Below are 20,558 nucleotides of genomic sequence, written 5' to 3'. Positions count from 1 at the left end.
ATCTCCTTTACTCATCCACACGAACTTCACGGAACATGCCCATTTCCATGTGGAGCAACAGGTGGCAGTGATAGGCCCAACGACCCAACGCATCGGCAGTCACTCGATAGCTGCGCTTGGAACCTGGCGGCATGTCGATGGTGTGTTTACGCACCAGGAAATTGCCGTTCGCATCCTCCAGGTCGCTCCACATGCCATGAAGATGGATCGGATGAGTCATCATGGTGTCGTTGACCAGCGTGATGCGAACACGCTCGCCGTACTTGAGGCGCAGAGGCTCGGCGTCAGAGAACTTGATGCCATCGAAGGACCAGGAGAATTTCTCCATGTGCCCGGTAAGGTGCAGCTCGATGGTGCGACTTGGTTCGCGACCATCCGGGTCGAGGAAGGTGCTGCGCAGGTCAGAGTACGTGAGGACGCGTCGGCCGTTGTCTCGCAAACCAATACCTGGGTCGTCCAACTTATGCGTTGGTGTCATGGTTTGCATATCGACCAGCGGGTTGTTGGTCTCTGAGGCTGGGTGTGCCTGCATGGCACCTGCCATGCCTGCCATGCCCGAATGATCCATTCCAGCCATCTGGCTGTGATCCATGCCGGCCATGCCACCCTGCATGCTCCCATGATCCATGCCCGCCATACTGCCGTGGTCCATTCCGGCCATGTTCCCGTGATCCATACCGCCCATGCTGCCGTGATCCATACCCATGTCGCCCATGGCAATCAGCGGACGCGGGTCGGGGCTGGGTACTGGTGCACTCAACCCCTCCTGTACAGCAAGGGTGCCGCGCGCATAGCCAGTGCGATCCATGGATTGTGCAAACACGGTATACGCCTGTTCGCTGTCTGGTTCGACGATCACGTCGTAGGTCTCGGCCACGGCGATACGGAACTCGTCGACGCTGACCGGTTTGACGTGCAGACCATCGGCCGCAACCACAGTCATCTTCAGGCCCGGGATGCGCACATCGAAATAGGTCATCGCCGAGGCGTTGATGAAGCGCAGGCGGATCTTTTCGCCTGGTTTGAATATGCCGGTCCAGTTGCCATTGGGTGCCTGGCCATTCATCAGGTAGGTGTAGGTGTAGCCACTGACGTCAGCGAGATCCGTCGGGCTCATCTTCATCTCGGCCCACATCTTGCGATCGGCTACGGCGGCGGACCAACCCATCTCGCTTACGTCATCGATGAAGTCACCAACGGTGCGTTTGTGCTGGTTGTAGTAGTCCGACTGTTTCTTGAGCTTGGCCAGTACCCGCGTTGGATTTTCATCCGTCCAGTCGCTCAGCAACACGACGTAATCACGGTCGTAACTGAAGGGCTCGGGCTCCTTGGCATCGATGACCAGCGCGCCGTATACGCCGACCTGCTCCTGCAGCCCCGAGTGACTGTGATACCAGTAGGTACCGTTCTGGTTGACCTTGAACTTGTACTCATACATGCCGTCAGGAGCGATGCCATGGAAGCTCAGGCCAGGAACACCATCCATGTTCGCCGGCAGGATGATGCCGTGCCAATGGATGGAGGTGTCCTCCTTGAGGCGGTTGCGCACGCGCAATGTGACGGTATCGCCTTCGCGCCAACGAAGAATCGGCCCAGGGAGCGAGCCGTTGATGGTCATGGCCGTGCGCGCTGCGCCGGTGATGTTCACCGGGGTTTCACCGATGAATAGGTCGAATTCGTTACCAGTCAGTACGTTGGGCTGGCCGGGGCTGTTCACCGCCCAGACCGGCGTGCGCCACAGGCCAAGTCCGCCGATAATACCGGTGGCTGCCAGGCCTTTGACGAAGGTGCGCCTTGTGGTTTTGCTTTGCATGCCGTTTTGTCCAATCCGTCAAATGAGCCGGTGATGGTGTGCCCGGTCTCGGGTTCATGGCTGCTTCAATGTCGGGGATTTACCCCTCAACTTTCCACGTCGGTGCATTGCACAAGCCTTACCGACGATGAGCAGTATGAAATTGCCATATCCCAACCATCCGGGTGATTACATTTCTGTAAGGTAGATGACTTCAGCAGTTGGTGTGCTCTGCTTGCTCGGTTGGACTGCTGGCTACAGGAGCCTCAACTTTCTGCTGCTGGGCCACCCGGTAGGCCTCCAGAGACGTCTGGCGTGCCTGCTCCATGCGCGCGAAGGTTCGGTCAGCACCACCTTCAGCCATTGCCAAGCTGGAGATGCTCAGAGCAGTAACTACAAGCAGAGCTTTGATCGATTTCATTTTGGGTATTCCTCGTAAGTTAAGTGGTCCCTGCAACTGCAGAGGCCGAGCTTTAGGCTCGATGTCACGTTAACTAAGAGGGCCTGTCAGCAACCTGAGCCGAACATTACAGTTCTGTCAGGTTGCTATTTCTTTCTTGTAGCCCATCCAGAAGGCTCGGTACTGTCTTTCATGCCCTCATAAAGCCTTGCGAATTTCTTGAGAGGGCATGCTCGGCAGCGATGCCTAAGCTACTCAGGGTCATTCGCACCCGCGGATAAGACCACCAACAATTAAGAGAGATTGTCACTATGTCGAATAAATCCAACGTCGCTACCGGTGCCGCTCTGGCTCTCGTGGCCGCCAGCCTGTTTGCTACCCTGCCTGTCCAGGCCGCCCAGGACACCAAAGCAGCTGAAGTGAAGTGCTTCGGCGTCAACGGTTGCAAGGGCCAGAACGACTGCATGACCGCCAAAAATGCCTGCAAAGGCCAGGGAGAATGCAAAGGCCAGGGCTTCAAGCTGATGACTCAGGCCAAGTGCGATGAGGCCGGTGGCAAGACCAGCGAATAATGCCGTTGCGGGGAGTGCCTGCCACTCCCCTGCTGGAGTCTTGAATGAGTAAGCGCAAAACACTGGGTTTCGGTCTTGGCCTTCGCAGTGAGTATTACCAGCAGATTCTTGAACAGCGACCTGCGGTCGACTGGTTTGAGATCATTTCCGAGAATTACCTGGTGGGCGGTGGCAAGGCCCTCTACTTTCTCGATGCGATTGGCGAGCAATACCCGTTGGTGATGCACGGAGTATCGCTGTCGATCGGCGGTTCGCATAACCTGGACATGGGCTACCTACGACAGCTCAAGCAACTGGCGGACCGGATACAGCCCCAGTGGGTTTCCGACCACTTGTGCTGGAGTCGCGGCAACGCCCATCAACTCCACGACCTGCTGCCGCTGCCGTTTACCCAAGAAAGCCTGCTGCATGTCGCCGCGCGGGTGCGTCTAGTGCAGGATGTTCTGGAACGTCCCATTGTGCTGGAGAACGTTTCTTCTTACGTGCAGTGGAAGACGTCCAGCATGAGCGAATCGCAGTTTCTCTCGGAACTGAGTTTCCTGACCGGTTGCGAATTGCTCCTTGACGTGAACAACGTCTACGTCAGCGCACGAAATCAGGATTTCGACCCATGGCAGTTCATCTTGGAATTGCCGCACGAGCGGATTCGTCAAATTCATCTGGCCGGGCACAGCGATTACAGGCAGTACCTCATCGACACCCATGACCAGCCCATCGCTGATCCGGTTTGGTCTCTCTACAGCAAGACTTTGAGCTACTTGGGCCCGACATCGACCTTGATCGAGCGGGATGACCAGTTTCCGCCGCTGGAAGAGCTGTTGTCCGAATTAGCACATGCCCGTGCTATCGCCAAATCTGTGATATCGGGGGCCACCCCTTGAGCCTGATCGCCCTACAGACTGCATTTGAAACTTACCTGACAGGTGACAGTGCCCTGCCCTCCAACGAGCTTTTGGAGCAGATCCGAGGTAGCACAGCGCTGAGTGCTCTCGAAGGCCTGCAGATCTACCACAACGCTTACCGTTCGCGCCTGCTTGCGGTCTTGCGAGAAGACTTCCCTGCCCTGCTTCACTGGATCGGCAACGAATCATTCGAGCAGCTCGCACTGGTCTACTTGGCCGCCTGGCCACCACGACATTTCAGCATTCGCTGGCTGGGCGAGAAGCTGCCCGAGTTCATTAGCAGCTACGTCGAAGAACCCCAACTATCGCCGATGCGCGAACTCGCGGAGCTTGAGTGGGCTTTTACACTGGCTTTCGATGCTCAGGACGTCGAAGTGCTTTCACTGCAGGCCATCAGTGATTTTTCGGCTGAAGACTGGATTTCACTCAGGGTTTCCCTGACTGCATCTGCCCGGTGGTTGCAGCTGCAGTACAACACGCTGGAGTTGTGGAAAGCCGCCAAGTCCGGCAGCTTGCTGCCTGATATTACCCGCCTGCCAACGAACCTAGCCTGTCTTGTTTGGCGTCATGAACTCGTCTGCCAGTACCGGAGCCTGGAGCCAGCGGAGGCTTCGGCATTGCAGTTTCTCATCGAGGGCGGATCGTTCGCTGAACTCTGCGAGTCGTTGAGCGCCACGCATGGCGAGCAAGCTCCCTTGCAAGCCGCGACCTGGTTGAAGTTGTGGGTCAACGACGGTTTGCTAAAGCGCGGCCAGCTATTACACGAATGACCCGGAACCTTTAGGCTAGCGCTCTCTCTTTGGCCACTCCGAGCGCTTCTATGACTCACCGCATCATTCATTTCAAACAGCAAAGCCTTGCTTGACCCGGAGACCTATCAGGCAATGCTGGCCGACGGCGTTGGTCACTGGGAGCGGCTTGCAGGAGAAGTCGTCGGCATAGAAGACGAAAAAAGCCACGAGTTCGCTGCATTGAAAAGCCTGTTCAAGCGCAAGCGGTACTCCTATGACACGCTGGAAATGCGCGAGCCAGGCGATCACTCAAACTGGCTTCGCGGCCGAGATGGTTCAGAAGGTATGACCAACGAGGTCACCAGTATCCCAGGGCTAAAAGAGCTCTCAGAACTGGAGATTTAGTGGGATAGCAGGTCAGCGCTCAAGCGCTGACCTGGGCCGAATAGCCAAGCTCCTGGATGAGTTCGCGGATCGATTCGGCACTTTCTGTGCTCTCAACGGTGACCTTGCCGGCCGCTCGATCCACTTCTACTCGTGCATCCTGATCCAGAGCTTGAATGGCCTTCGTGATTTTGCTCACGCAACTGCCACAGCCCATCCCCGCAACACTCAGACTAAACATGTCTTTCACCTCATTTCGTCCGCGGCTCAAGTTACCGCACGGACAGCATCGACCTTGACACGATGGCAAGGTCAAGCCCGTAAGCGCTACAAAAGGATCAGCCGCTTACCACGGGCGTAAGGATGGGGGTTGGTGAACACACCACGACATGCCTTGCGCCCCTCGTCAGTGCGACGTATAGATTCTGGGGGGTCATAAGCTCAGGATGCAGGACAACCGAGACATCCGCCTCCAGCCCCTTGAGAAGTAATGTGCTGCCTACAGAGCGTCTTGCGATCGGTCGGGCAAGGTGTCTATTGCGCTCTCGCGCTTGAATGGCTGCACTCAGAAAGTCGGCAGCACCTCCCACCACCGCTTGCATTGCAGACCGGCAGCAGTACAGAACCTCCGGTCGGTATACACGTGCCCCGTGCTGCTCAGCGAGCGTATCGATCACACGGAGCGCTTGCCCCAATGTTGGCGCTGCTACGAAATCGATCGCCGCAGCCTCGGCCGCGGTCGGAGACGTTCGGGCCCTTCCTGCACGCAGCGACTCCACGCGCGTTCGCAGGTTTGCTGCACCTACCCCCGTCATTACGCTGGAAGCAAACTCCACAAGTTGTGCCAGAGCATTGGCACCCTGCAAGTCAAAGTTCCTGGCGAAGTTGACGAGATCTCTCAGGTCGACGGCTTCTACGGCCATGGCACCGGGTGTCTGGCTCGTGAGCTGATGGCGACCTTGCACGTTGATGGAGTCCCCGATGATGAGGACGCTGCCCCGAGCGTTGGGTGGCTCGGTTCTAGCGGCCACCAGCCGCTGCTGGACTTCTGTCCCGGCGTTGAGCTGCACCCAGCGCACTTCTGCCGGAGCCGTGCGCAGATCCACCGGCTGGCCAACTTGAAGTTGCTGCCGTATGGCGAGCAGCCACTGCCCGAGGTTCTCAGCTCCAGCCAGCCGCCAGCGCCACGGTATCCTCAACTCTCCCGCTGCGGGAAACAGGGGTTGCACCTCATTCGCCCAATGCACCAGTCGATTGCCACGGAAGCTGAATATGGCTTGCATCGGGTCACCGAGCACGCAGGTCGGAAGCACCTGGGCCAAACCAGACACGATGGCGTGCTGGACGACGTTGCAGTCTTGGTACTCGTCGACAAGCAACCGTGCATAGGTGGCGCGAAGGGGCTGAGCGAGGTGACCGGCCTGCAACAACTGCATGGCGGCCTCCCGAATTGCCGGGTAGTCAGTATTGGGTTGATGCAGCTGTAGGATCTGCGGGTTATGGCCGCTTCGCGCTGGGAACTTAGCGATCAGGCGCATCGAGAATCCGTCAATGGTGGAGACTCGATATGCGGAGTTAGGAACACCGGCTCGTCTCAGGCGCGCCCGTAAGGCCGCAACGCCGGCGTTCGTATGTGTCAAGACGAGGATGGGTTTGCTCTGCGTATGCGCGATGAGCGTCTCGGCAATCAATTGCGTTTTTCCACAACCTGCGGGGGCTGTTATGGAGCCACGCTCGATAGCGAAAAGATCAATCTCAGGGGGCACTTGTAAACGTCCAGAGCTGATTCGTGACTGCCATGAAGCCCGGTTCGGCGTTCTGTAAAGACGGACCGACGATGTCCCTTGCAACCTCCTGATAGGTTGTCAGCGACTTGAACCAGCCGCTGTTGCGGATACGGGATGCGGTTCCCAGCAGCTCTCGTCTCTCAGGTGAGTACCCATCCACGAGTCGCTCGGCTCGGATATCGTTCAGCGTCACGCGGCCTTGGGACTTCGTCTGAATGTGTGCGTTCATCAGCTCTGCACCCACTATTGTTTCGGCTTTCGCCAGAAGTGCATCGAGTGCTTGCTCACTGAGATGGCGGAAGATCTCGTCCTCCAACGTGAGGCCTGGTCGCCATGTAAGAATTTGCCCGCCGGCGGCCAAGAATGCTTCAGCGAGCCCCGCGGTCGAAGGCTTGTCGGCATCTACAAAAACCATCACGCGGTAACCCAAGTTCAGAAGTGCTGTTCCCCGGATAAGACTGTTATCGGGGCTTCCCCCGCCGGCGTCCACATACGCGCCGCCATGGGCCAGGAATGAGGTAGCGCCAAGACTGACCCACCATTGGTCAAGGCCACGCGCGAAGCCAACCTCGCTGGCCCCCTCGCAAACGATGATGGATTTGGCGAGGAATGCTTCGGGGTCCTTCCGAAGGGTACTTTGTACCTCGTTGGCTTCCCCAGCTGGCATAACACTGTGGCGCTGAGGTGCTGACCGAACAACGAATAACTGGCTGCCGGACAGCTCGCGCAGCGCGACCGGCGAGTGCGTCGTCATGAACACTTGCAACGGAGCGGCAGCGTCCTTTGCACCCAGCGAGTCCAGGAATCGCATGAGCCGATGAGGTTCAAGCCCGTATTCCACCTCATCAACCAGGGCAATTGGCGCGGCGCTGGCCGCAGCCCTTTGAAGCCCTGCCACTAGCAAGCGTGACGAGCCCGTGCCAAGGGAGCGCAGCGGAATACCTGTTTCACTGTGCAGCGCGATCGCCCCCTCGCCAATCGACACAGAATGTGCGTCAAGGAGCGCCTGAGGCATAGCCCCGACCGAAACGCCAAGATGCTGTGCTGTGCGTTGCACGACCTCAAGCGTCTGGGTCAGATGTTCGGCTGCTTGATTGCCAAAGTTCGCTCTTGCTTGCCTAGCGGCGCGCGCCAGTTCAGCACCAAGCTCGGCGCGCTCATCGGTAAGTCGATTGAGCACTGAGCCACGACTCCACGACAGGTTCGAGCTCGCAAAGCTGCCGATACGGGCGGGCGCTAGTGCCGCTCGTTCTTTCCAGGGAAGAGTGCGTTCAAGTTGCTGCTGCTCCGCGCGCTCGGAGAAAAGTGTCCAAACAGGCTCCAAATCGGCACCAACTTGCAGACGCAAGGTGATGACGGTCTCCAGCCCCGCTCGCGGTTCGTCTTCGACTTCCCCCGTACCGGGATGGAATCCACGCAAGAACTCGCCGTAGACATCGATATCCATCAGCGATAACGGCAGATCGCCAAGCGCCACGCTGATGGTGATGGGTACATCGACGTTTAATGCGAAGAAGTCCATGTCGCCGAACGTGCCGCCTCGGCGGGCGCCGACGCAAAGGTCAATCGCGTCCAGGATGCTGGACTTCCCACTGTCACCCGGACCAATGAGGCAGTTAATTCCGGGGGCCGGCACCCAGTCGAGCGCCTGGATAGACCGGAAGTTGCTAATTTGCAGTCGGCGAATGCGGGCCACGGAGAATCCTCATGGGGTAACGACTGTCAGTCTCCTACTCGCAGCGGGAACGATCCATAGAACGTCCCCTCGTCATCAGGTGATGCGACTGATAGGTCAAGTTGCAAGCTACCGTACGGTATTTTCCGGTCAGATGCGCATTTAAAAAATCGCCCTGCAGGTAGGCACATCGTCTTGTCTAGCAGACTAGCCAACGTCCGTTGCTTTCAACCTAAGCGCATTGAAAACCACCGAGGCTGAACTGACGCTCATTGCCAGAGCAGCGATCAAGGGCGACAGAAGATGTCCTGTCAGCGGATACAGCAGCCCGGCCGCTAGCGGGATTCCCATCGCGTTGTAGAGGAATGCAAAGGCAAGGTTCTGCCTCATGTTCTTCACCGTGGCCACCGACAAGGTGCGCGCCCGCAGGATGCCCATCAGGTCTCCCTTGACCAGGGTCACTTGGGCGCTGTTCATCGCCACGTCGGTGCCCGTGCCCATAGCGATGCCTACGTCGGCCCTGGCCAAGGCCGGCGCATCGTTGATGCCGTCGCCCGCCATGGCAACACGCCGGCCATAGCTCTGCAGTTCGGCGACTAATTTCTCCTTGTCCTGCGGTTTCACCTCGCCATGCACCTCCTCGATGCCTAACTGCTTCGCCACGGCTCTTGCTGTGGTGAGGCCATCGCCAGTGGCCATGATGACCTTCACGTCAGCGTTCTGGAGTTGAGCAACAGCCTGTTGGGAGGTCGGTTTGATTGGATCGGAAACGGCCAGGAGACCCGCCAGGCGACCATCGACGGCCAGATAGATGATGCTGATGCCCTCCAGGCGCAGTTGCTCTGCACGGTTACGCAGCGGAGTAATATCGACGCCCGCCTCCTCCATCAACGCTGTGTTCCCAAGCTGCAGTTGATGGCCATCGACCTGTCCGCGTACACCAATACCTGAGCCAGATTCGAAGGTCTCCGGTTTCACCAGGGCAAGACCCTGTTCACGCGCATGATCGACAATGGCATGCGCCAGCGGATGCTCGCTGCCCTGGTCGAGGCTTGCGGCCAAGCGCAGAACCTTGACCGAGTCGAACGGCCCGGTTCCCTCTGCACTATGAAAGGCCGGCCGCCCCTGCGTCAGTGTCCCGGTCTTGTCGACGATCAAGGTGTCGATTTTGCAGAGGTTCTCGATAGCGCTGGCATCGCGGAACAACACACCGCTGCTGGCGGCCTTGCCGGTCGCGACCATGACCGACATCGGCGTTGCCAAGCCCAGGGCGCATGGGCAGGCAATGATCAGTACGGCCACAGCGTTGATCAGGCCAAATACCCAACCTGATTCCGGCCCGAACACCCCCCAGCCAAAAAATGTCAGGATCGCGATCAGGATCACCCCCACCACGAAATACCCTGCCACGGCATCGGCCATACGCTGCATGGGCGCCTTGGAACGCTGGGCCTTAGCCACCATCTGGACGATCTGCGACAACATGGTTTCGGCGCCCACCTTCTGCGCTTCCATCACCAGGCTGCCGTGGGTGTTCAGGGTGGCACCGATGAGGGTATCCCCTGCCCGCTTGGTGACGGGCACCGGCTCGCCGGTGAGCATCGACTCGTCGACAGCGCTCTCGCCCTCCAGCACGGTGCCATCCACCGGGACTTTTTCGCCCGGCCGGACACGCAAGTGGTCACCCAGATGGACGTGGGTCAGCGGAATATCTTCTTCCTGGCCGTCAGGCCTGATGCGCCGGGCAGTCTTGGGGGCCAATCCCAGCAGTGACTTAATGGCGGCAGAGGTCTGCGAGCGGGCTTTGAGTTCGAGCATCTGGCCCAACAGCGTGAGCGAGATGATCACCGCGGCGGCCTCGAAGTAGACGCCGATGCGTCCATCCTGAACGAAGGCCGCCGGGAACCACTGCGGCACCAGGGTGGCTGCCACGCTGTAGAGGTAGGCGGCTGCAGTTCCTAATCCGATCAGGGTCCACATATTAGGGCTGCGTTGCCGGATGGAGTCTATTCCGCGAGTGAAAAATACCCAGCCACCCCAAAGCGTCACGGGCGTTGCCAGAACCAGCTCAACCCAGTTCTGGGATGTTCCATGGAACAGCTGCAAGGAATGACCAGCCATCGCCAGCACGGTCACGATGACGGTCAATGGCAGAGTCCACCAGAACCGTCGCGAAAAGTCTTTCAGCTCCGGATTTTCTTCGTCCTCCAGCTCTGGAATGACGGGTTCGAGCGTCATCCCACAGATCGGGCAGTTGCCAGGGCTCGGTTGGCGAATCTCGGGATGCATCGGGCAGGTGTATTCAGCCCCCAGTCCTGCCTGAGTTGAGTACTCTGGCGGAGCGGCATGCTGGTGGTGCCCGGCATGCGATTGATGGCTCATGTACTGATGAGGGGCTGCCTGGAACTTCTCCTGGCATTTTGTACTGCAGAACCGATAGGCCCTTCCCTCAAAGTTCTCCTGGTAAGGACTATCAGATTTGACCTCCATGCCACACACCGGATCGCGTGGGCTCTCTGGATGGCCGTGCGAGTGATGTGCATGGCCCTGGTCATGATGGCAGGAGGTCTTTTGCATTCGAGTTACTTCCTATCCTCGTCCTTGGAAACTGCGGCTCCGCTGGAGTGGGAGTGCCCGCCATGATTGTGGCCAAACAGATGCATCAGCGGGCATAGCAGCAGGATGAGGTATGGCAAAGCCTGCGAAAGATGACCGTAATGCTCGCGCGCGACATAGAAGATGCCGATTACGGCCAGCATGATCAGTGCGATGCCAATCTTGCTCTTCCAAAAAGGTGGTTCCGTAGTGCCAGTGTGGTGCGTGTGATCCATGACAATAGCCTCGGTTCAATGACCATAGAATCAGCATAGGTTGCTCTGGCCAGGCAGAGTTGACGCGTATCAATGGAGTTCAGCGTACGGTCACCTTACCGACCATTCCCGACTGATAATGTCCAGGAACATTGCAGGCGAACTCCAGATCAGTAGCGTCGGAGAAGGTCCAGATCAGCTCTTCGCGTGCACCTGGCTCGACCAGAACGCTGTTGGGATCGTCGTGCTCCATGCCGACCATCTTCATGCCGCCCATGGCGTGGTCCATTTTGCTCATGTCATGCGCTGCAGTCGGGGACAGCGTGCCGTTCTGAAACATCGCAGCCATCTCTTTCTGATGCGCAGCATGGGATGCCGCTTTGCCAAGGTTGAACTCGTGCAGCAGGGCTCCCTCGTTCAGCAGTACGAAGCGAACCGTCTCGCCCGCCTTGATTTCCATTGCCTTGGGTTCAAAGAAGATGTCCCCCATCCGTACCTCGATGGTGCGATCTACTGCCTGACTATCTCCCGACTGGCCGATGCTGTCTTTGTTGTGGCCCGGGCTGGCCATCGCGTTGGCTGCGCTGAATAGCAAACCCACGGTGGTGATCAAAGAAAGGGATTTGAGGGGTAGGCGTTTCATGGTTAGACCTCGCTGGGATGCTGGAAATCTCATGCTATTACTCGCTTGCTGCCAGGCCGCTGCCCCCAAATCTACAACTGCGTCAGCTGGGAAAAAGCACGGCGCCATAGAGGCGCCGCTAGGCCAAAGGAGCAATCACGAAAGGCCTGGAAGATGGGGGAAATCTTTACTGATGGCATTCCTTATCGGCCATCATCAACTTGTGCTCTCGAATCATTTGACCCAGCACGTCGTCTACCAACTTGTCATGCTTTTCCATCCAGGCCAGATGCTCTTCGGCAGACATGTTCGGCGCGGGATGCTCGTTGTGCAGCTGGCTCATGATGTCTTCGAGCATGTTCATATGCGCCTTCATGTGCACATGCCGCTCGCCGACCGGGGCCTTCTCCGCCTGGTTCAGCACGACTTCTGCTTTGTCGCGCATCTGCTGGATGCGCTCGAATACACGGTCGCTGCCCCCCTCGGCCCAAGCCATAGAAGAGAGCAGTAGCGAGCCAACCAGAAGCAAAGGTTTCAGCGATTTCATGGGACAGTCTCCATCAGTGCAAACTATGGCCGGCACCTCTGCTTTTGGTCTGTCGAGGGCCGAGAGCACAACCTAGTGCTCATGCTTGCACCTTAGACAAGCCACCCTGTCAGCGAGCTGAAGCCAGAATTACATTTTCGTAAGCTTCTGGTTGGGGCCGCGGTTTGCCTGCAAACTCAGGCCACCCGATATTTGGAGTCTGCTCGCATGAAACTACTGGTAGCTGAAGATGAACCCAAAACCGGTGCATACCTGCAGCAAGGCCTCAGTGAAGCGGGCTTCAATGTCGACCGGGTTATGACCGGTACAGATGCTCTACAGCACGCTCTGAGTGAGTCCTATGACCTCCTGATCCTGGATGTGATGATGCCTGGGCTGGACGGGTGGGAAGTGCTGCGCATGGTGCGCGCCGCAGGAAAAGACGTCCCCGTATTGTTCTTGACGGCACGCGATGGTGTGGAGGACCGCGTTAAAGGGTTGGAGCTGGGCGCGGACGACTACCTGATCAAGCCATTTGCTTTCTCAGAACTTCTGGCCAGGGTCAGAACGCTGCTGCGTAGAGGCAATGGCTCACCCACGCAAACAACGATGAAAATTGCCGATTTGGAAGTCGATCTGATGAAGCGTCGCGCCATCCGCGGCGGTAAACGAATTGACCTGACCGCGAAGGAGTTTTCACTGCTGGAACTGCTACTGCGCCGGCGCGGCGAGGTGCTCCCGAAGTCGCTGATTGCCTCTCAGGTTTGGGACATGAATTTCGACAGCGACACCAATGTCATTGAGGTTGCGGTACGCCGGCTACGCGCAAAAATCGATGACGATTTCGATCTCAAGCTGATTCATACCGCCCGCGGCATGGGATACATGATGGATGCTCCGGAGTGAATATGAAGCACCTTTCGCTGACCGCACGCATGAGCCTGATGTTCATGTCCGCGGTAATTGCAGTCCTGACGGTAGCAGGGCTGAGTTTCAATATGCTCAGCCAGCACCACTTCAAGATGCTGGATCGGCAGGCCCTGGTGGAGAAACTCGAATCCGCCAAAAATATCCTCAACAATGCTCGCGGTGAAGCGAGCCTTTCGGAAGAATTACCGCAGTTGCGAGCTTTGCTGGGAGCCCATCAGGATCTGGCCGCCACTATCCTGGCCAGTGACGGTTCTGTACTGTTTTCCGACCCCAGAGCAGTCGAAGTACCTGAGCGTTTCAGACGTGCAAATGAGCAGAGCATGTGGGAGTGGCAGAACGGCCAACACATGTACCGTGGCATGACGGAGCAAATCTCGGTAGCCGATCAGGCTGAGCCGCTCACTGCGTTGCTGATTCTTGACGTCACCAATCACACACACTTTTTCGACACGCTGCAACGATGGTTTTGGATTGGATTGGTCATCAGCGCCCTGTTCAGTGCCGCACTCGGCTGGGTGGTTGCTCGCAGCGGCCTTAGGCCTCTGCGGCAAGTCACTCATGTGGCCTCCGGGATGTCCGCTCGCTCGTTACAGGAGCGAATCCCTCTCGAACCAGTGCCGCGGGAACTTCAGCAACTGGTTCTCTCCTTCAATGCGATGTTGGCTCGGCTAGAGGATGCCTTCGTTAGGCTCTCCAATTTTTCGGCCGACATTGCCCACGAGCTACGAACTCCAGTCAGCAATCTGATGACCCACACCGAGGTCGTGCTGAGTAAAAAACGCGATATCAATGCCTATGAGGAGAATCTGTACTCCAACCTGGAGGACTTGAAGCGCATGTCTCGGATGATTGATGACATGCTGTTCTTGGCCAAGGCTGATAATGGCCTGATCATCCCCGAGCAGGCCAGGATCGAACTGGCTGACGTAGTCTTCAAGCTGTTTGACTACTACCACCTTCTGGCCGAAGAGCGCGGCATTGAGCTATCGCTCACAGGCAAAGGCCAAGTGCTGGGAGATCGGCTGATGCTTGATCGCGCGCTATCCAACTTGCTGTCCAATGCGCTGCGCTACACGCCGGCGGGACAGACAATTTCGGTTCTGATCCGCGAGACAGAGGACTCCACTACCTTCAGTATCGAGAACCCAGGGGACACAATCAGCTCAGAGCATCTAGAGAAGCTCTTCGACCGTTTTTACCGGGTTGACCCCGCTCGGCGGGAGGGCAGCCCGAGCAACGCCGGGCTCGGGCTTGCAATCACCCGATCCATCATTGAGGCTCACAAAGGCCGCATCTGGTGCACCTCAGCGGCTAGCCTCACGGGCTTTCACATCGAATTGCCCCATCCCAGATAATGCCGGTCTGGCGGTAAGTAGGCTACAGCTAACCGCTAGCCCAACTTGACAGGGTGGGTGCAGGTGCAACTCGACTGAGCGCAGATTGCATTCGCCATCCAGATAGGTAACGAGCGGTGAGCTGACAAAGCGTCATGCCGGCGGTGACCGGATCATGGCGCAAGTCCTGGCTGCCGTACCGGTCGCCGGACTCGATGCCGTGCTGGTAGCCGTTGAGCTGGTACTGGAGAGCGGCAGCCTGAGCGCCGAACACATCCTCAATGTCGTGGCACGGCTGACAGCATCCGAACCACCACCCAGCGTCGAAACCCACTTGTCGCTCGAGGAAGCCCCCGTCGCTAACACGGCGCGCTACGACCGCCTGCGTGGCCAGGCCGAGGGGGTCGGTCATGCGTGATTTGATGGCGGAACTCAAGGAGCTGCGCCTGCACGGCATGGCCACGGCCTGGGCGGAGTTAACTGCACAGGGTGAGTCGAACACAGCCTCGTCCAAGTGGCTGCTCGAACACCTGCTGAAACAAGAGCACACAGATCGCGCCATGCGCTCGGTGAGCCACCAGATGAACATGGCCAAGCTGCCGATGCACCGCGATCTGGCCGGCTTCGACTTCAGCGCCTCCAGCGCCGACGCTCGCTTGATCAGCGAGCTGGCCAATCTGAGCTTTACCGACACCGCGCAGAACGTGGTGCTGATCGGCGGCCCAGGCACCGGTAAAACCCACCTGGCCACCGCACTGGCCGTGTCCGGCATCACCCGGCATGGCAAGCGCGTGCGCTTCTACTCCACGGTCGATCTGGTCAATCTGCTGGAGCGCGAAAAACACGACGGCAAAGCCGGGCGGATCGCCCAGGCACTGCTGCGCATGGATCTGGTCATCCTCGACGAACTGGGTTATCTGCCGTTCAGCCAGGCTGGCGGTGCGTTGCTGTTTCACCTGCTGTCCAAGCTGTACGAACACACCAGCGTGGTGATCACCACCAACCTGAGCTTCGCCGAATGGTCGAGCGTGTTCGGCGACGCCAAGATGACCACCGCCCTGCTGGATCGGCTGACCCACCACTGCCACATCGTCGAAACCGGTAACGAGTCCTATCGCCTGCAACACAGTAGCTTGGCGGCCCAGGCCAAGATCAAATCACGGGAGCGAAAGCGTAAGGGCGGCCAGGAACCGGAGGACGATGAGCCGTTCTGATTTCATGGTGACGACGGCCTGCTGCATGGCTGCATGTGGCAGGTCTTCAACAGCTGAACTGGGACAGCGAGGGAGTGGGGGCAACAGCAGCTGCGCTGGTAGACTTATCCACAGTTGCTGGTAACAAAATCAGCAATCCGCCCTGGGTCAAATTTCAATCGGCAGGGTGGGTCAATTTTCCATCAGCGCCAACAGTCAGGAAACTGCGGGTAGTCGCAGGCGACCGTCTCGCCGCTTTCCAGCTCCTCAGCTTCCAGCGTCTCGCCATCGGTAGCGAGCACATATTTAGCCTTGGCACGGGCCGTCGCGGGGCTGGCCTTCAGTGCCGCCAGGGTTTCGGTGACCTTGCCTGGCTCACACACAGCCAAATGGATATTGCTGGTCTGCAGTACGCCGCCCAGATCGGACTTATTGGTTGCACCCGAACGCAGGCGCTTGAGGGTGGTTTCCTTGTTACCGAAAGCCTGCAGGAAGGCATAAGGGAACTCGACCCGGTCAAACGGCTGGCTGGCCAGGTCGGTGATGGCTTGTTCGATTTCTACGGCGTTCATATAGGGCTGTTCCGATCACTGCTGCCAAGGCGGCACAGGGGGCCTTTAGGCCCACCATCCATGCAAAGTGCATGGATGATAAAGGAACGAGCATTGGCATGTGAAAATGATCCTGTGCCCCATGGAAGCTATCAAAAACTGCTGAGGACGTGGAACGCTGCAGCCAGGACGCATCGCCAAGCCAGTCGAGTGGGCTATGCGAAGAAAACTGCTATCCCCCGCCTACACCACTCGCTGGTCTGAGTTAATGGTCGCAAAGGCGAACTAGCCACTACCCTCGGCTAGTGCCGAATCCTCGCTGACGATCCCCGTAGGACTTGGTCGCTTTCTTACACAGGTAGCTGGCCCGGTGGAACAGATCCGGTAGCTCATCAACAAGAACCTTGTGTTCTGACCATGCAACCTTCCGCATACGGGGATGCCGATCTATCCGATACGTTGGATTGTCGGGGATATGTACCAGCCCGTCGACCTCATGCTTCGACAACCGCAGTGCACTGGCCCATGACTCTTCTATCCGGCTGATCATGTTGACCCTCTCTGAGCGCAGCAGCCCCAGGGTGTAATAGGCATCGCGGTTCAACAGGATCAGCAGGTGATAATGCTGCCGGCCTGCCTGACCTATTTCTCTCGACCAGACGTACCGTACTTTGCAGCCACGCGAATAGCCACGATCAGCCACTCGTTCCTGGTGGTACTGGATCTTCTTCGTAAACGATTCGAAGAATCGGCTGATGACCTGGTTCGTATAGGCGTAGTCAGGTAGCAGGACGCCTTGAGGCAAGTGGAGGTCAACTCTGAAGGCTAAGACCCTCGGATACTCAGCTAATGCCAGGTCTATGGTGCGCTTGAGATCGGACAGGTGCTCACGAATGAAAGGCCCCTTGTCACGCATCAAGCGGAAGCCCTCAAAGGTGTCGTCGTAGTGCAGATGCAGATTGGTATTGGCTGGATGACGGAGTGGGTAGCGTTGGGCGGTGTCGGTATCGTTGAGCATGGTTATGACCTCTCATGGTTGAGTTTCATAAGCCATGCCTGCGGAGTTTTAATTTACTGGATACATTTCCCTGCCTGATCACCCTCGACTGGATGCTCGGTGACGAAGCTCATCCGCGATGAATGGGTAGCTGGTCTCCCGTGGTGAACTGATCGTGTTGCTTGGTGGTTGGTAGATCCCCCGGATAATTGCCCCTTCAGATAGTGCTTCAGTGCCAGATGATTAAGCCCCTCCAGGTACATGGGATCTGGTCGGTGAAGCTTGCTACTGCACGGTTAATGAGGCAAGAACCCTTCGGGTAGGAATAGCTAGTAAAAGCATACTACCCACACCGCAACTGACAGCTCCGGCTGGCTCGGAAAAATCCACACTGCGCACCAAGCCGCAACGGCATTTTTTGCTGAAGACGTATTCCGGACATAAACCAGACCAAAAGCCCATGGAGACCGATGCCTAGCCAGAGTCTGCCGGATCGATGGGGAGCAACATTGCTCCGGCTTTCTGAAGATCGCCGAGCAGCCAGAATCAGGCAGCCGGCATAAGCGCCATGACCAGCTCCGACTGGTCATGGCACAGGTGGTCAGTTCTAGCTAGCCATGCTCAGGTGGCCGGTGGGACGTACTGCAGTACCCTCGGCTTGGTCACGCTCCTCGATCCGAGCCAGGATCCAATCGTGCACCTCGCTATCGACCCAGCCGACGCAGCGGTCGCCCAGCGATACCGGTTTCGGGAAGGTGCCTTCCGAGATGTACTTGTACAGGGTCGACCGAGACAGGCCGGTCGAGTCGATGACTTCTTTCAGACGGATGATTCGCATGAGCAGGCTCCTCTGTGGCTCAGAGGATTTGCGAGGGCCGTATAAAAAAACTGCCTGTTACCCAGCAGCTCGTGCCGGCGTGAGCAACCCTGACTTTTCGCGCAGCTCCAGCGGAATATCCACCTCCCTCAACACGCTTTTCACCACAGGATCATCGCACCCCTTGGTGACCATCCAATGCTTGGCCAGACCTTCGTCCGAGGCTCTTTCAGTCAACAGAGCGATGCAACGGTGGCCAGTCGACACATGCGCCGGGACCAAGATGTAGCTAACCCTGGCCAGATCAATGCTGGATACCTGCGAAAAACGTTGGACCACCTCTCTGGCCAGCTCAAGGACTTGGTGGTGGAGGAAGTCGAAAATCTCCTCGTGGTCCAGAATCGCTTTGTCCTTGGGATCAAGCATCGGCAGGCGAAAGAATGCTGCCACTTGCTCCTTCACCGTCGAGTCCACACCGCGCACCTTTCCCCATCCGGCGGAATCAGCCTGAACCCAGTGGCGCGACAGAAAGCCCAATACGCAGTCACAAATAAAAAGCTCAAGCTGATCAAACGCATGATCTGGCGCTCGCCTGAAGAGACGAACCACGCTGCGAGGTGCCAAATATTCCCCTCGCCTTAGGAAGGAGTTGCGATCAAGTCTGACGCCAGCCAAAAACTTGTAGTCGATGTCTTGATCGGCGGCCTTCTTATGCACCACGACGGAAACAACGTCGTCAGCAGGTGAAAGCTGAAGGTGGTTCAGATTAAGCCAATAAACGCTCCTGAGCTTCTCAGCGAAAATCGGACTCGCCAACCCAGGTATGTGTCTACGAATGAATCCCAGCTCCGTAAGCCTGCGCAAGCGCTGCTTGAGAGAGGCCGCATCCATTCCCGTCAGCAAGCAGAGCTCCTTGCTACTCAGCCCCCTGGCAACCCCAAACGGATCTGCATGGCTTAGCAATATCATGAGCAGCAAACGATTCGCCAAGCTGAGCTTCCCCTGCCGCACTGGAGCAACTCGCTTCTCGTCTCGCGAGCGTGTGTTGAGCTCCTTCGCAGTCGGCGCATCGTCCTTCCAGCCAGACCAGATGGCCCTGATGCGCTCGCCACCCAAGACATGCTTGACCAAACCGGGGTGGTTCAGCGTCCTTTCCTCGACATCCCGCAGAGCCGACTGGATAGCTTTGCTCATCTCGTAGGTACACCTTGGCCGCCCCTTCCCTTCGGGCTGAGTAACGACTCGCAGTACCCCCACATCAACCAGTTGGGCAACCGCTTTTGAAACGGCTTGCACCGGAAGCCGCAGGTCTTCAGCCAATTGCTTCTGCGAACGAGGCTTAGGCGTCACGGAGCCATAGTGCTTCCAGAATGCAATGAGCAGAAATTTAGCATCTGGATCACCCGGCCTTAGCTTCGCATCAAGAAGCCTGGTAAGCATAGAACCTCCAATTTTTAACTCGTAAATATACCCTATATACACGATATCTTAGTTACAGTAACGGCTCATATAACAACACGTAACGTTTTACTCACATATCAGTATCAAAGCTGATAACGGTTGCGTAACGAAACAGTAACGGTATAAATCTTTCCCGAAGGATTGGCTTTGACTCATAGCCCAAATGGCCCGCCTGGAGGATGAGATGTCAGAAAATGAGAAACCACTGAAGTGGCTGCGCAAGCAGGATGGTGAGTGGGAATGGGCAGCCGATTACCTCAGGCACCGGCTCGATGCCGAGTACATGAGGAGGCTCAAGGGCGATGCGTTTACCCGGTTTGCGACCTACGAGAACGTCGTTGCTGCTATCAGGCAGATCCAAGAGGACAGGCTGGACCTGATCATAAGACTACAGGGAGCTATACGGCAGCGTCGCTACCGCTCTGACAGCAATGGTCGAAAACCTCGGACATTCAGCCTCAGCAAACAAACCCTTACCAAGCTGAGCTCAATCGCAAAGCGACATGACACTGACGAGACCGCAGTAATCACTGCGCTTATAGAAAGAGAAGGACTGGCCGCCGAGGCCGAGAGGGATTACAAAAAGCTGCTCAAGGAATCAGTCGCGCGCGAGCAAAAGAACGCAGCCCAGACAGTTGCGACCATGACCGCTCAACGGGACGAGGCGTTGAAATACGCCGAGCGGTATCTGAGGCTTTTAGTTCAATGGGAGCTAATGTGGCCTGACGAAACGCCACCCACCGCAAGCGATGAGGATGTGTCGAAGCTTGTGGAGTCCAAAATGAAAGACCTAAAGGACAAGCTAGCCTACATTGCCTTCAGAGACGCAGTGACAACTGACCGAGGGCATGACGAGCGCTAATCATCTCACCTCGCACTGAAGCAGGCACGAAGCACAAAACCGGGTACAAAACCGGGTACATAATTTTCAGAAATTGAAACTCCCTCAGGACTGGTGGCCGCCTCAGGCCTGACTTAGTGGATAACGTCTAAACGGCAGTCTGCAGCACTGAAAACCCCTTGAGGCCCATGGTTTCAAGGGGTTTTGTCTTTGAGCTTCTCCTGCACGATTGC

The 20,558-nt window shown here is 57.4% G+C and carries 21 protein-coding genes and 2 pseudogenes; 10 read left to right on the top strand and 13 right to left on the bottom strand.

What is annotated here, in order from left to right:
* Positions 1-7 precede the first annotated feature (7 nt).
* Together ACTORR_RS18150 and ACTORR_RS18145 are read right to left on the bottom strand one after the other, a co-directional pair.
* On the bottom strand, positions 8-1,813 hold the full coding sequence (locus tag ACTORR_RS18150) for a copper resistance system multicopper oxidase (RefSeq protein ID WP_009686149.1): 1,806 nt from the start codon (positions 1,811-1,813) through the stop codon (positions 8-10).
* Positions 1,814-2,006: 193 nt separating this feature from the next.
* On the bottom strand, positions 2,007-2,213 hold the full coding sequence (locus ACTORR_RS18145) for a co-regulatory protein PtrA N-terminal domain-containing protein (RefSeq protein WP_003139535.1): 207 nt from the start codon (positions 2,211-2,213) through the stop codon (positions 2,007-2,009).
* Between the two features lie 290 nt (positions 2,214-2,503).
* On the opposite strand from ACTORR_RS18145, the gene bufA2 reads away from it, so the two are divergent.
* From bufA2 to ACTORR_RS18125, 4 genes are all read left to right on the top strand, one after another.
* Positions 2,504-2,764: a BufA2 family periplasmic bufferin-type metallophore gene (bufA2, locus tag ACTORR_RS18140; protein WP_004577564.1), complete on the top strand. Its 261-nt coding sequence runs from the start codon at positions 2,504-2,506 to the stop codon at positions 2,762-2,764.
* Positions 2,765-2,808: 44 nt separating this feature from the next.
* Positions 2,809-3,645 carry an MNIO family bufferin maturase gene (bufB, locus tag ACTORR_RS18135; protein WP_009686148.1) on the top strand — a complete coding sequence of 279 codons (837 nt, stop codon included), beginning with the start codon at positions 2,809-2,811 and terminating at the stop codon, positions 3,643-3,645.
* Positions 3,642-4,436, top strand: a complete 795-nt coding sequence (locus ACTORR_RS18130; protein WP_441343751.1) for an HvfC/BufC family peptide modification chaperone — start codon at positions 3,642-3,644, stop codon at positions 4,434-4,436. The genes bufB and ACTORR_RS18130 overlap by 4 nt, the downstream gene beginning before the upstream one ends.
* 87 nt (positions 4,437-4,523) lie before the next feature.
* Positions 4,524-4,802, top strand: a complete 279-nt coding sequence (locus ACTORR_RS18125) for a hypothetical protein (protein WP_176739308.1) — start codon at positions 4,524-4,526, stop codon at positions 4,800-4,802.
* 19 nt (positions 4,803-4,821) lie between these two features.
* On the opposite strand, the gene ACTORR_RS18120 is transcribed toward ACTORR_RS18125, so the two are convergent.
* From ACTORR_RS18120 to ACTORR_RS18090, 7 genes are all read right to left on the bottom strand, one after another.
* On the bottom strand, positions 4,822-5,022 hold the full coding sequence (locus ACTORR_RS18120) for a heavy-metal-associated domain-containing protein (RefSeq protein WP_003246756.1): 201 nt from the start codon (positions 5,020-5,022) through the stop codon (positions 4,822-4,824).
* 97 nt (positions 5,023-5,119) lie between these two features.
* Positions 5,120-6,547, bottom strand: coding sequence for a UvrD-helicase domain-containing protein (locus ACTORR_RS18115; RefSeq protein ID WP_009686145.1), 1,428 nt, complete (start codon positions 6,545-6,547; stop codon positions 5,120-5,122).
* Positions 6,537-8,264 carry an ATP-dependent nuclease gene (locus tag ACTORR_RS18110; protein WP_009686144.1) on the bottom strand — a complete coding sequence of 576 codons (1,728 nt, stop codon included), beginning with the start codon at positions 8,262-8,264 and terminating at the stop codon, positions 6,537-6,539. Before ACTORR_RS18110 ends, ACTORR_RS18115 begins: the two co-directional genes overlap by 11 nt.
* A gap of 186 nt (positions 8,265-8,450) precedes the next feature.
* On the bottom strand, positions 8,451-10,820 hold the full coding sequence (locus tag ACTORR_RS18105; RefSeq protein ID WP_082438042.1) for a heavy metal translocating P-type ATPase: 2,370 nt from the start codon (positions 10,818-10,820) through the stop codon (positions 8,451-8,453).
* A 5-nt stretch (positions 10,821-10,825) separates the two neighbouring features.
* Positions 10,826-11,074, bottom strand: coding sequence for a DUF2933 domain-containing protein (locus ACTORR_RS18100; protein ID WP_009686142.1), 249 nt, complete (start codon positions 11,072-11,074; stop codon positions 10,826-10,828).
* Between the two features lie 79 nt (positions 11,075-11,153).
* Positions 11,154-11,696, bottom strand: a complete 543-nt coding sequence (locus ACTORR_RS18095) for a cupredoxin domain-containing protein (protein ID WP_009686141.1) — start codon at positions 11,694-11,696, stop codon at positions 11,154-11,156.
* 166 nt (positions 11,697-11,862) lie between these two features.
* Positions 11,863-12,222, bottom strand: a complete 360-nt coding sequence (locus tag ACTORR_RS18090) for a co-regulatory protein PtrA N-terminal domain-containing protein (RefSeq protein WP_009686140.1) — start codon at positions 12,220-12,222, stop codon at positions 11,863-11,865.
* Between the two features lie 207 nt (positions 12,223-12,429).
* On the opposite strand from ACTORR_RS18090, the gene ACTORR_RS18085 reads away from it, so the two are divergent.
* The 4 genes and pseudogenes from ACTORR_RS18085 to istB all read left to right on the top strand — a co-directional run bounded on the left by ACTORR_RS18085 (position 12,430) and on the right by istB (position 15,679).
* Positions 12,430-13,107, top strand: coding sequence for a heavy metal response regulator transcription factor (locus ACTORR_RS18085; protein ID WP_004577572.1), 678 nt, complete (start codon positions 12,430-12,432; stop codon positions 13,105-13,107).
* A 2-nt stretch (positions 13,108-13,109) separates the two neighbouring features.
* The gene (locus tag ACTORR_RS18080) at positions 13,110-14,486 is read left to right on the top strand and encodes a heavy metal sensor histidine kinase (RefSeq protein ID WP_441343750.1); all 1,377 of its coding nucleotides are present in this window, start codon (positions 13,110-13,112) and stop codon (positions 14,484-14,486) included.
* 130 nt (positions 14,487-14,616) lie between these two features.
* A pseudogene (locus ACTORR_RS18075) lies at positions 14,617-14,883 on the top strand (IS21 family transposase); the annotation flags it as partial.
* Entirely contained in the window at positions 14,876-15,679 is an 804-nt protein-coding gene (gene istB / locus ACTORR_RS18070) for an IS21-like element ISPst3 family helper ATPase IstB (RefSeq protein WP_009686136.1), read from the top strand. The pseudogene ACTORR_RS18075 and the gene istB, both read left to right, overlap by 8 nt.
* A gap of 194 nt (positions 15,680-15,873) precedes the next feature.
* Here istB and ACTORR_RS18065 read toward each other — a convergent pair.
* Positions 15,874-16,230: pseudogene (locus ACTORR_RS18065) on the bottom strand (type IIL restriction-modification enzyme MmeI); the annotation flags it as partial.
* Positions 16,231-16,387: 157 nt separating this feature from the next.
* Between ACTORR_RS18065 and ACTORR_RS18060 the strand changes: the two are divergent.
* Positions 16,388-16,498: a DUF4113 domain-containing protein gene (locus tag ACTORR_RS18060; protein ID WP_225850683.1), complete on the top strand. Its 111-nt coding sequence runs from the start codon at positions 16,388-16,390 to the stop codon at positions 16,496-16,498.
* A gap of 3 nt (positions 16,499-16,501) precedes the next feature.
* Here ACTORR_RS18060 and ACTORR_RS18055 read toward each other — a convergent pair whose 3' ends face one another.
* From ACTORR_RS18055 to ACTORR_RS18045, 3 genes are all read right to left on the bottom strand, one after another.
* Positions 16,502-17,227, bottom strand: a complete 726-nt coding sequence (locus ACTORR_RS18055) for an inovirus Gp2 family protein (RefSeq protein WP_009686134.1) — start codon at positions 17,225-17,227, stop codon at positions 16,502-16,504.
* Positions 17,228-17,813: 586 nt separating this feature from the next.
* Positions 17,814-18,044, bottom strand: coding sequence for a helix-turn-helix transcriptional regulator (locus tag ACTORR_RS18050; RefSeq protein ID WP_009686133.1), 231 nt, complete (start codon positions 18,042-18,044; stop codon positions 17,814-17,816).
* 57 nt (positions 18,045-18,101) lie between these two features.
* Entirely contained in the window at positions 18,102-19,463 is a 1,362-nt protein-coding gene (locus ACTORR_RS18045; protein WP_009686132.1) for a hypothetical protein, read from the bottom strand.
* Positions 19,464-19,668: 205 nt separating this feature from the next.
* On the opposite strand from ACTORR_RS18045, the gene ACTORR_RS18040 reads away from it, so the two are divergent.
* The gene (locus ACTORR_RS18040) at positions 19,669-20,346 is read left to right on the top strand and encodes a hypothetical protein (RefSeq protein ID WP_175442611.1); all 678 of its coding nucleotides are present in this window, start codon (positions 19,669-19,671) and stop codon (positions 20,344-20,346) included.
* Positions 20,347-20,558 lie beyond the last annotated feature (212 nt).

Origin of the sequence: Pseudomonas sp. SAR267 (assembly GCF_052077595.1) — a bacterium.
GTDB classification, from domain to species: domain Bacteria; phylum Pseudomonadota; class Gammaproteobacteria; order Pseudomonadales; family Pseudomonadaceae; genus Aquipseudomonas; species Aquipseudomonas vlassakiae.
This window is presented reverse-complemented; position numbering and strand designations above follow the sequence as displayed.

What these genes read in the sequence shown, in the direction of transcription:
- ACTORR_RS18150 (WP_009686149.1), bottom strand. Translation starts at nt 1,813, where the DNA reads ATGCAAAGCAAAACCACAAGGCGCACCTTCGTCAAAGGCCTGGCAGCC.
- ACTORR_RS18145 (WP_003139535.1), bottom strand. Translation starts at nt 2,213, where the DNA reads ATGAAATCGATCAAAGCTCTGCTTGTAGTTACTGCTCTGAGCATCTCC.
- bufA2 (WP_004577564.1), top strand. Translation starts at nt 2,504, where the DNA reads ATGTCGAATAAATCCAACGTCGCTACCGGTGCCGCTCTGGCTCTCGTG.
- bufB (WP_009686148.1), top strand. Translation starts at nt 2,809, where the DNA reads ATGAGTAAGCGCAAAACACTGGGTTTCGGTCTTGGCCTTCGCAGTGAG.
- ACTORR_RS18120 (WP_003246756.1), bottom strand. Translation starts at nt 5,022, where the DNA reads ATGTTTAGTCTGAGTGTTGCGGGGATGGGCTGTGGCAGTTGCGTGAGC.
- ACTORR_RS18105 (WP_082438042.1), bottom strand. Translation starts at nt 10,820, where the DNA reads ATGCAAAAGACCTCCTGCCATCATGACCAGGGCCATGCACATCACTCG.
- ACTORR_RS18100 (WP_009686142.1), bottom strand. Translation starts at nt 11,074, where the DNA reads ATGGATCACACGCACCACACTGGCACTACGGAACCACCTTTTTGGAAG.
- ACTORR_RS18095 (WP_009686141.1), bottom strand. Translation starts at nt 11,696, where the DNA reads ATGAAACGCCTACCCCTCAAATCCCTTTCTTTGATCACCACCGTGGGT.
- ACTORR_RS18090 (WP_009686140.1), bottom strand. Translation starts at nt 12,222, where the DNA reads ATGAAATCGCTGAAACCTTTGCTTCTGGTTGGCTCGCTACTGCTCTCT.
- ACTORR_RS18085 (WP_004577572.1), top strand. Translation starts at nt 12,430, where the DNA reads ATGAAACTACTGGTAGCTGAAGATGAACCCAAAACCGGTGCATACCTG.
- ACTORR_RS18080 (WP_441343750.1), top strand. Translation starts at nt 13,110, where the DNA reads ATGAAGCACCTTTCGCTGACCGCACGCATGAGCCTGATGTTCATGTCC.
- istB (WP_009686136.1), top strand. Translation starts at nt 14,876, where the DNA reads ATGCGTGATTTGATGGCGGAACTCAAGGAGCTGCGCCTGCACGGCATG.
- ACTORR_RS18055 (WP_009686134.1), bottom strand. Translation starts at nt 17,227, where the DNA reads ATGCTCAACGATACCGACACCGCCCAACGCTACCCACTCCGTCATCCA.
- ACTORR_RS18050 (WP_009686133.1), bottom strand. Translation starts at nt 18,044, where the DNA reads ATGCGAATCATCCGTCTGAAAGAAGTCATCGACTCGACCGGCCTGTCT.
- ACTORR_RS18045 (WP_009686132.1), bottom strand. Translation starts at nt 19,463, where the DNA reads ATGCTTACCAGGCTTCTTGATGCGAAGCTAAGGCCGGGTGATCCAGAT.
- ACTORR_RS18040 (WP_175442611.1), top strand. Translation starts at nt 19,669, where the DNA reads ATGTCAGAAAATGAGAAACCACTGAAGTGGCTGCGCAAGCAGGATGGT.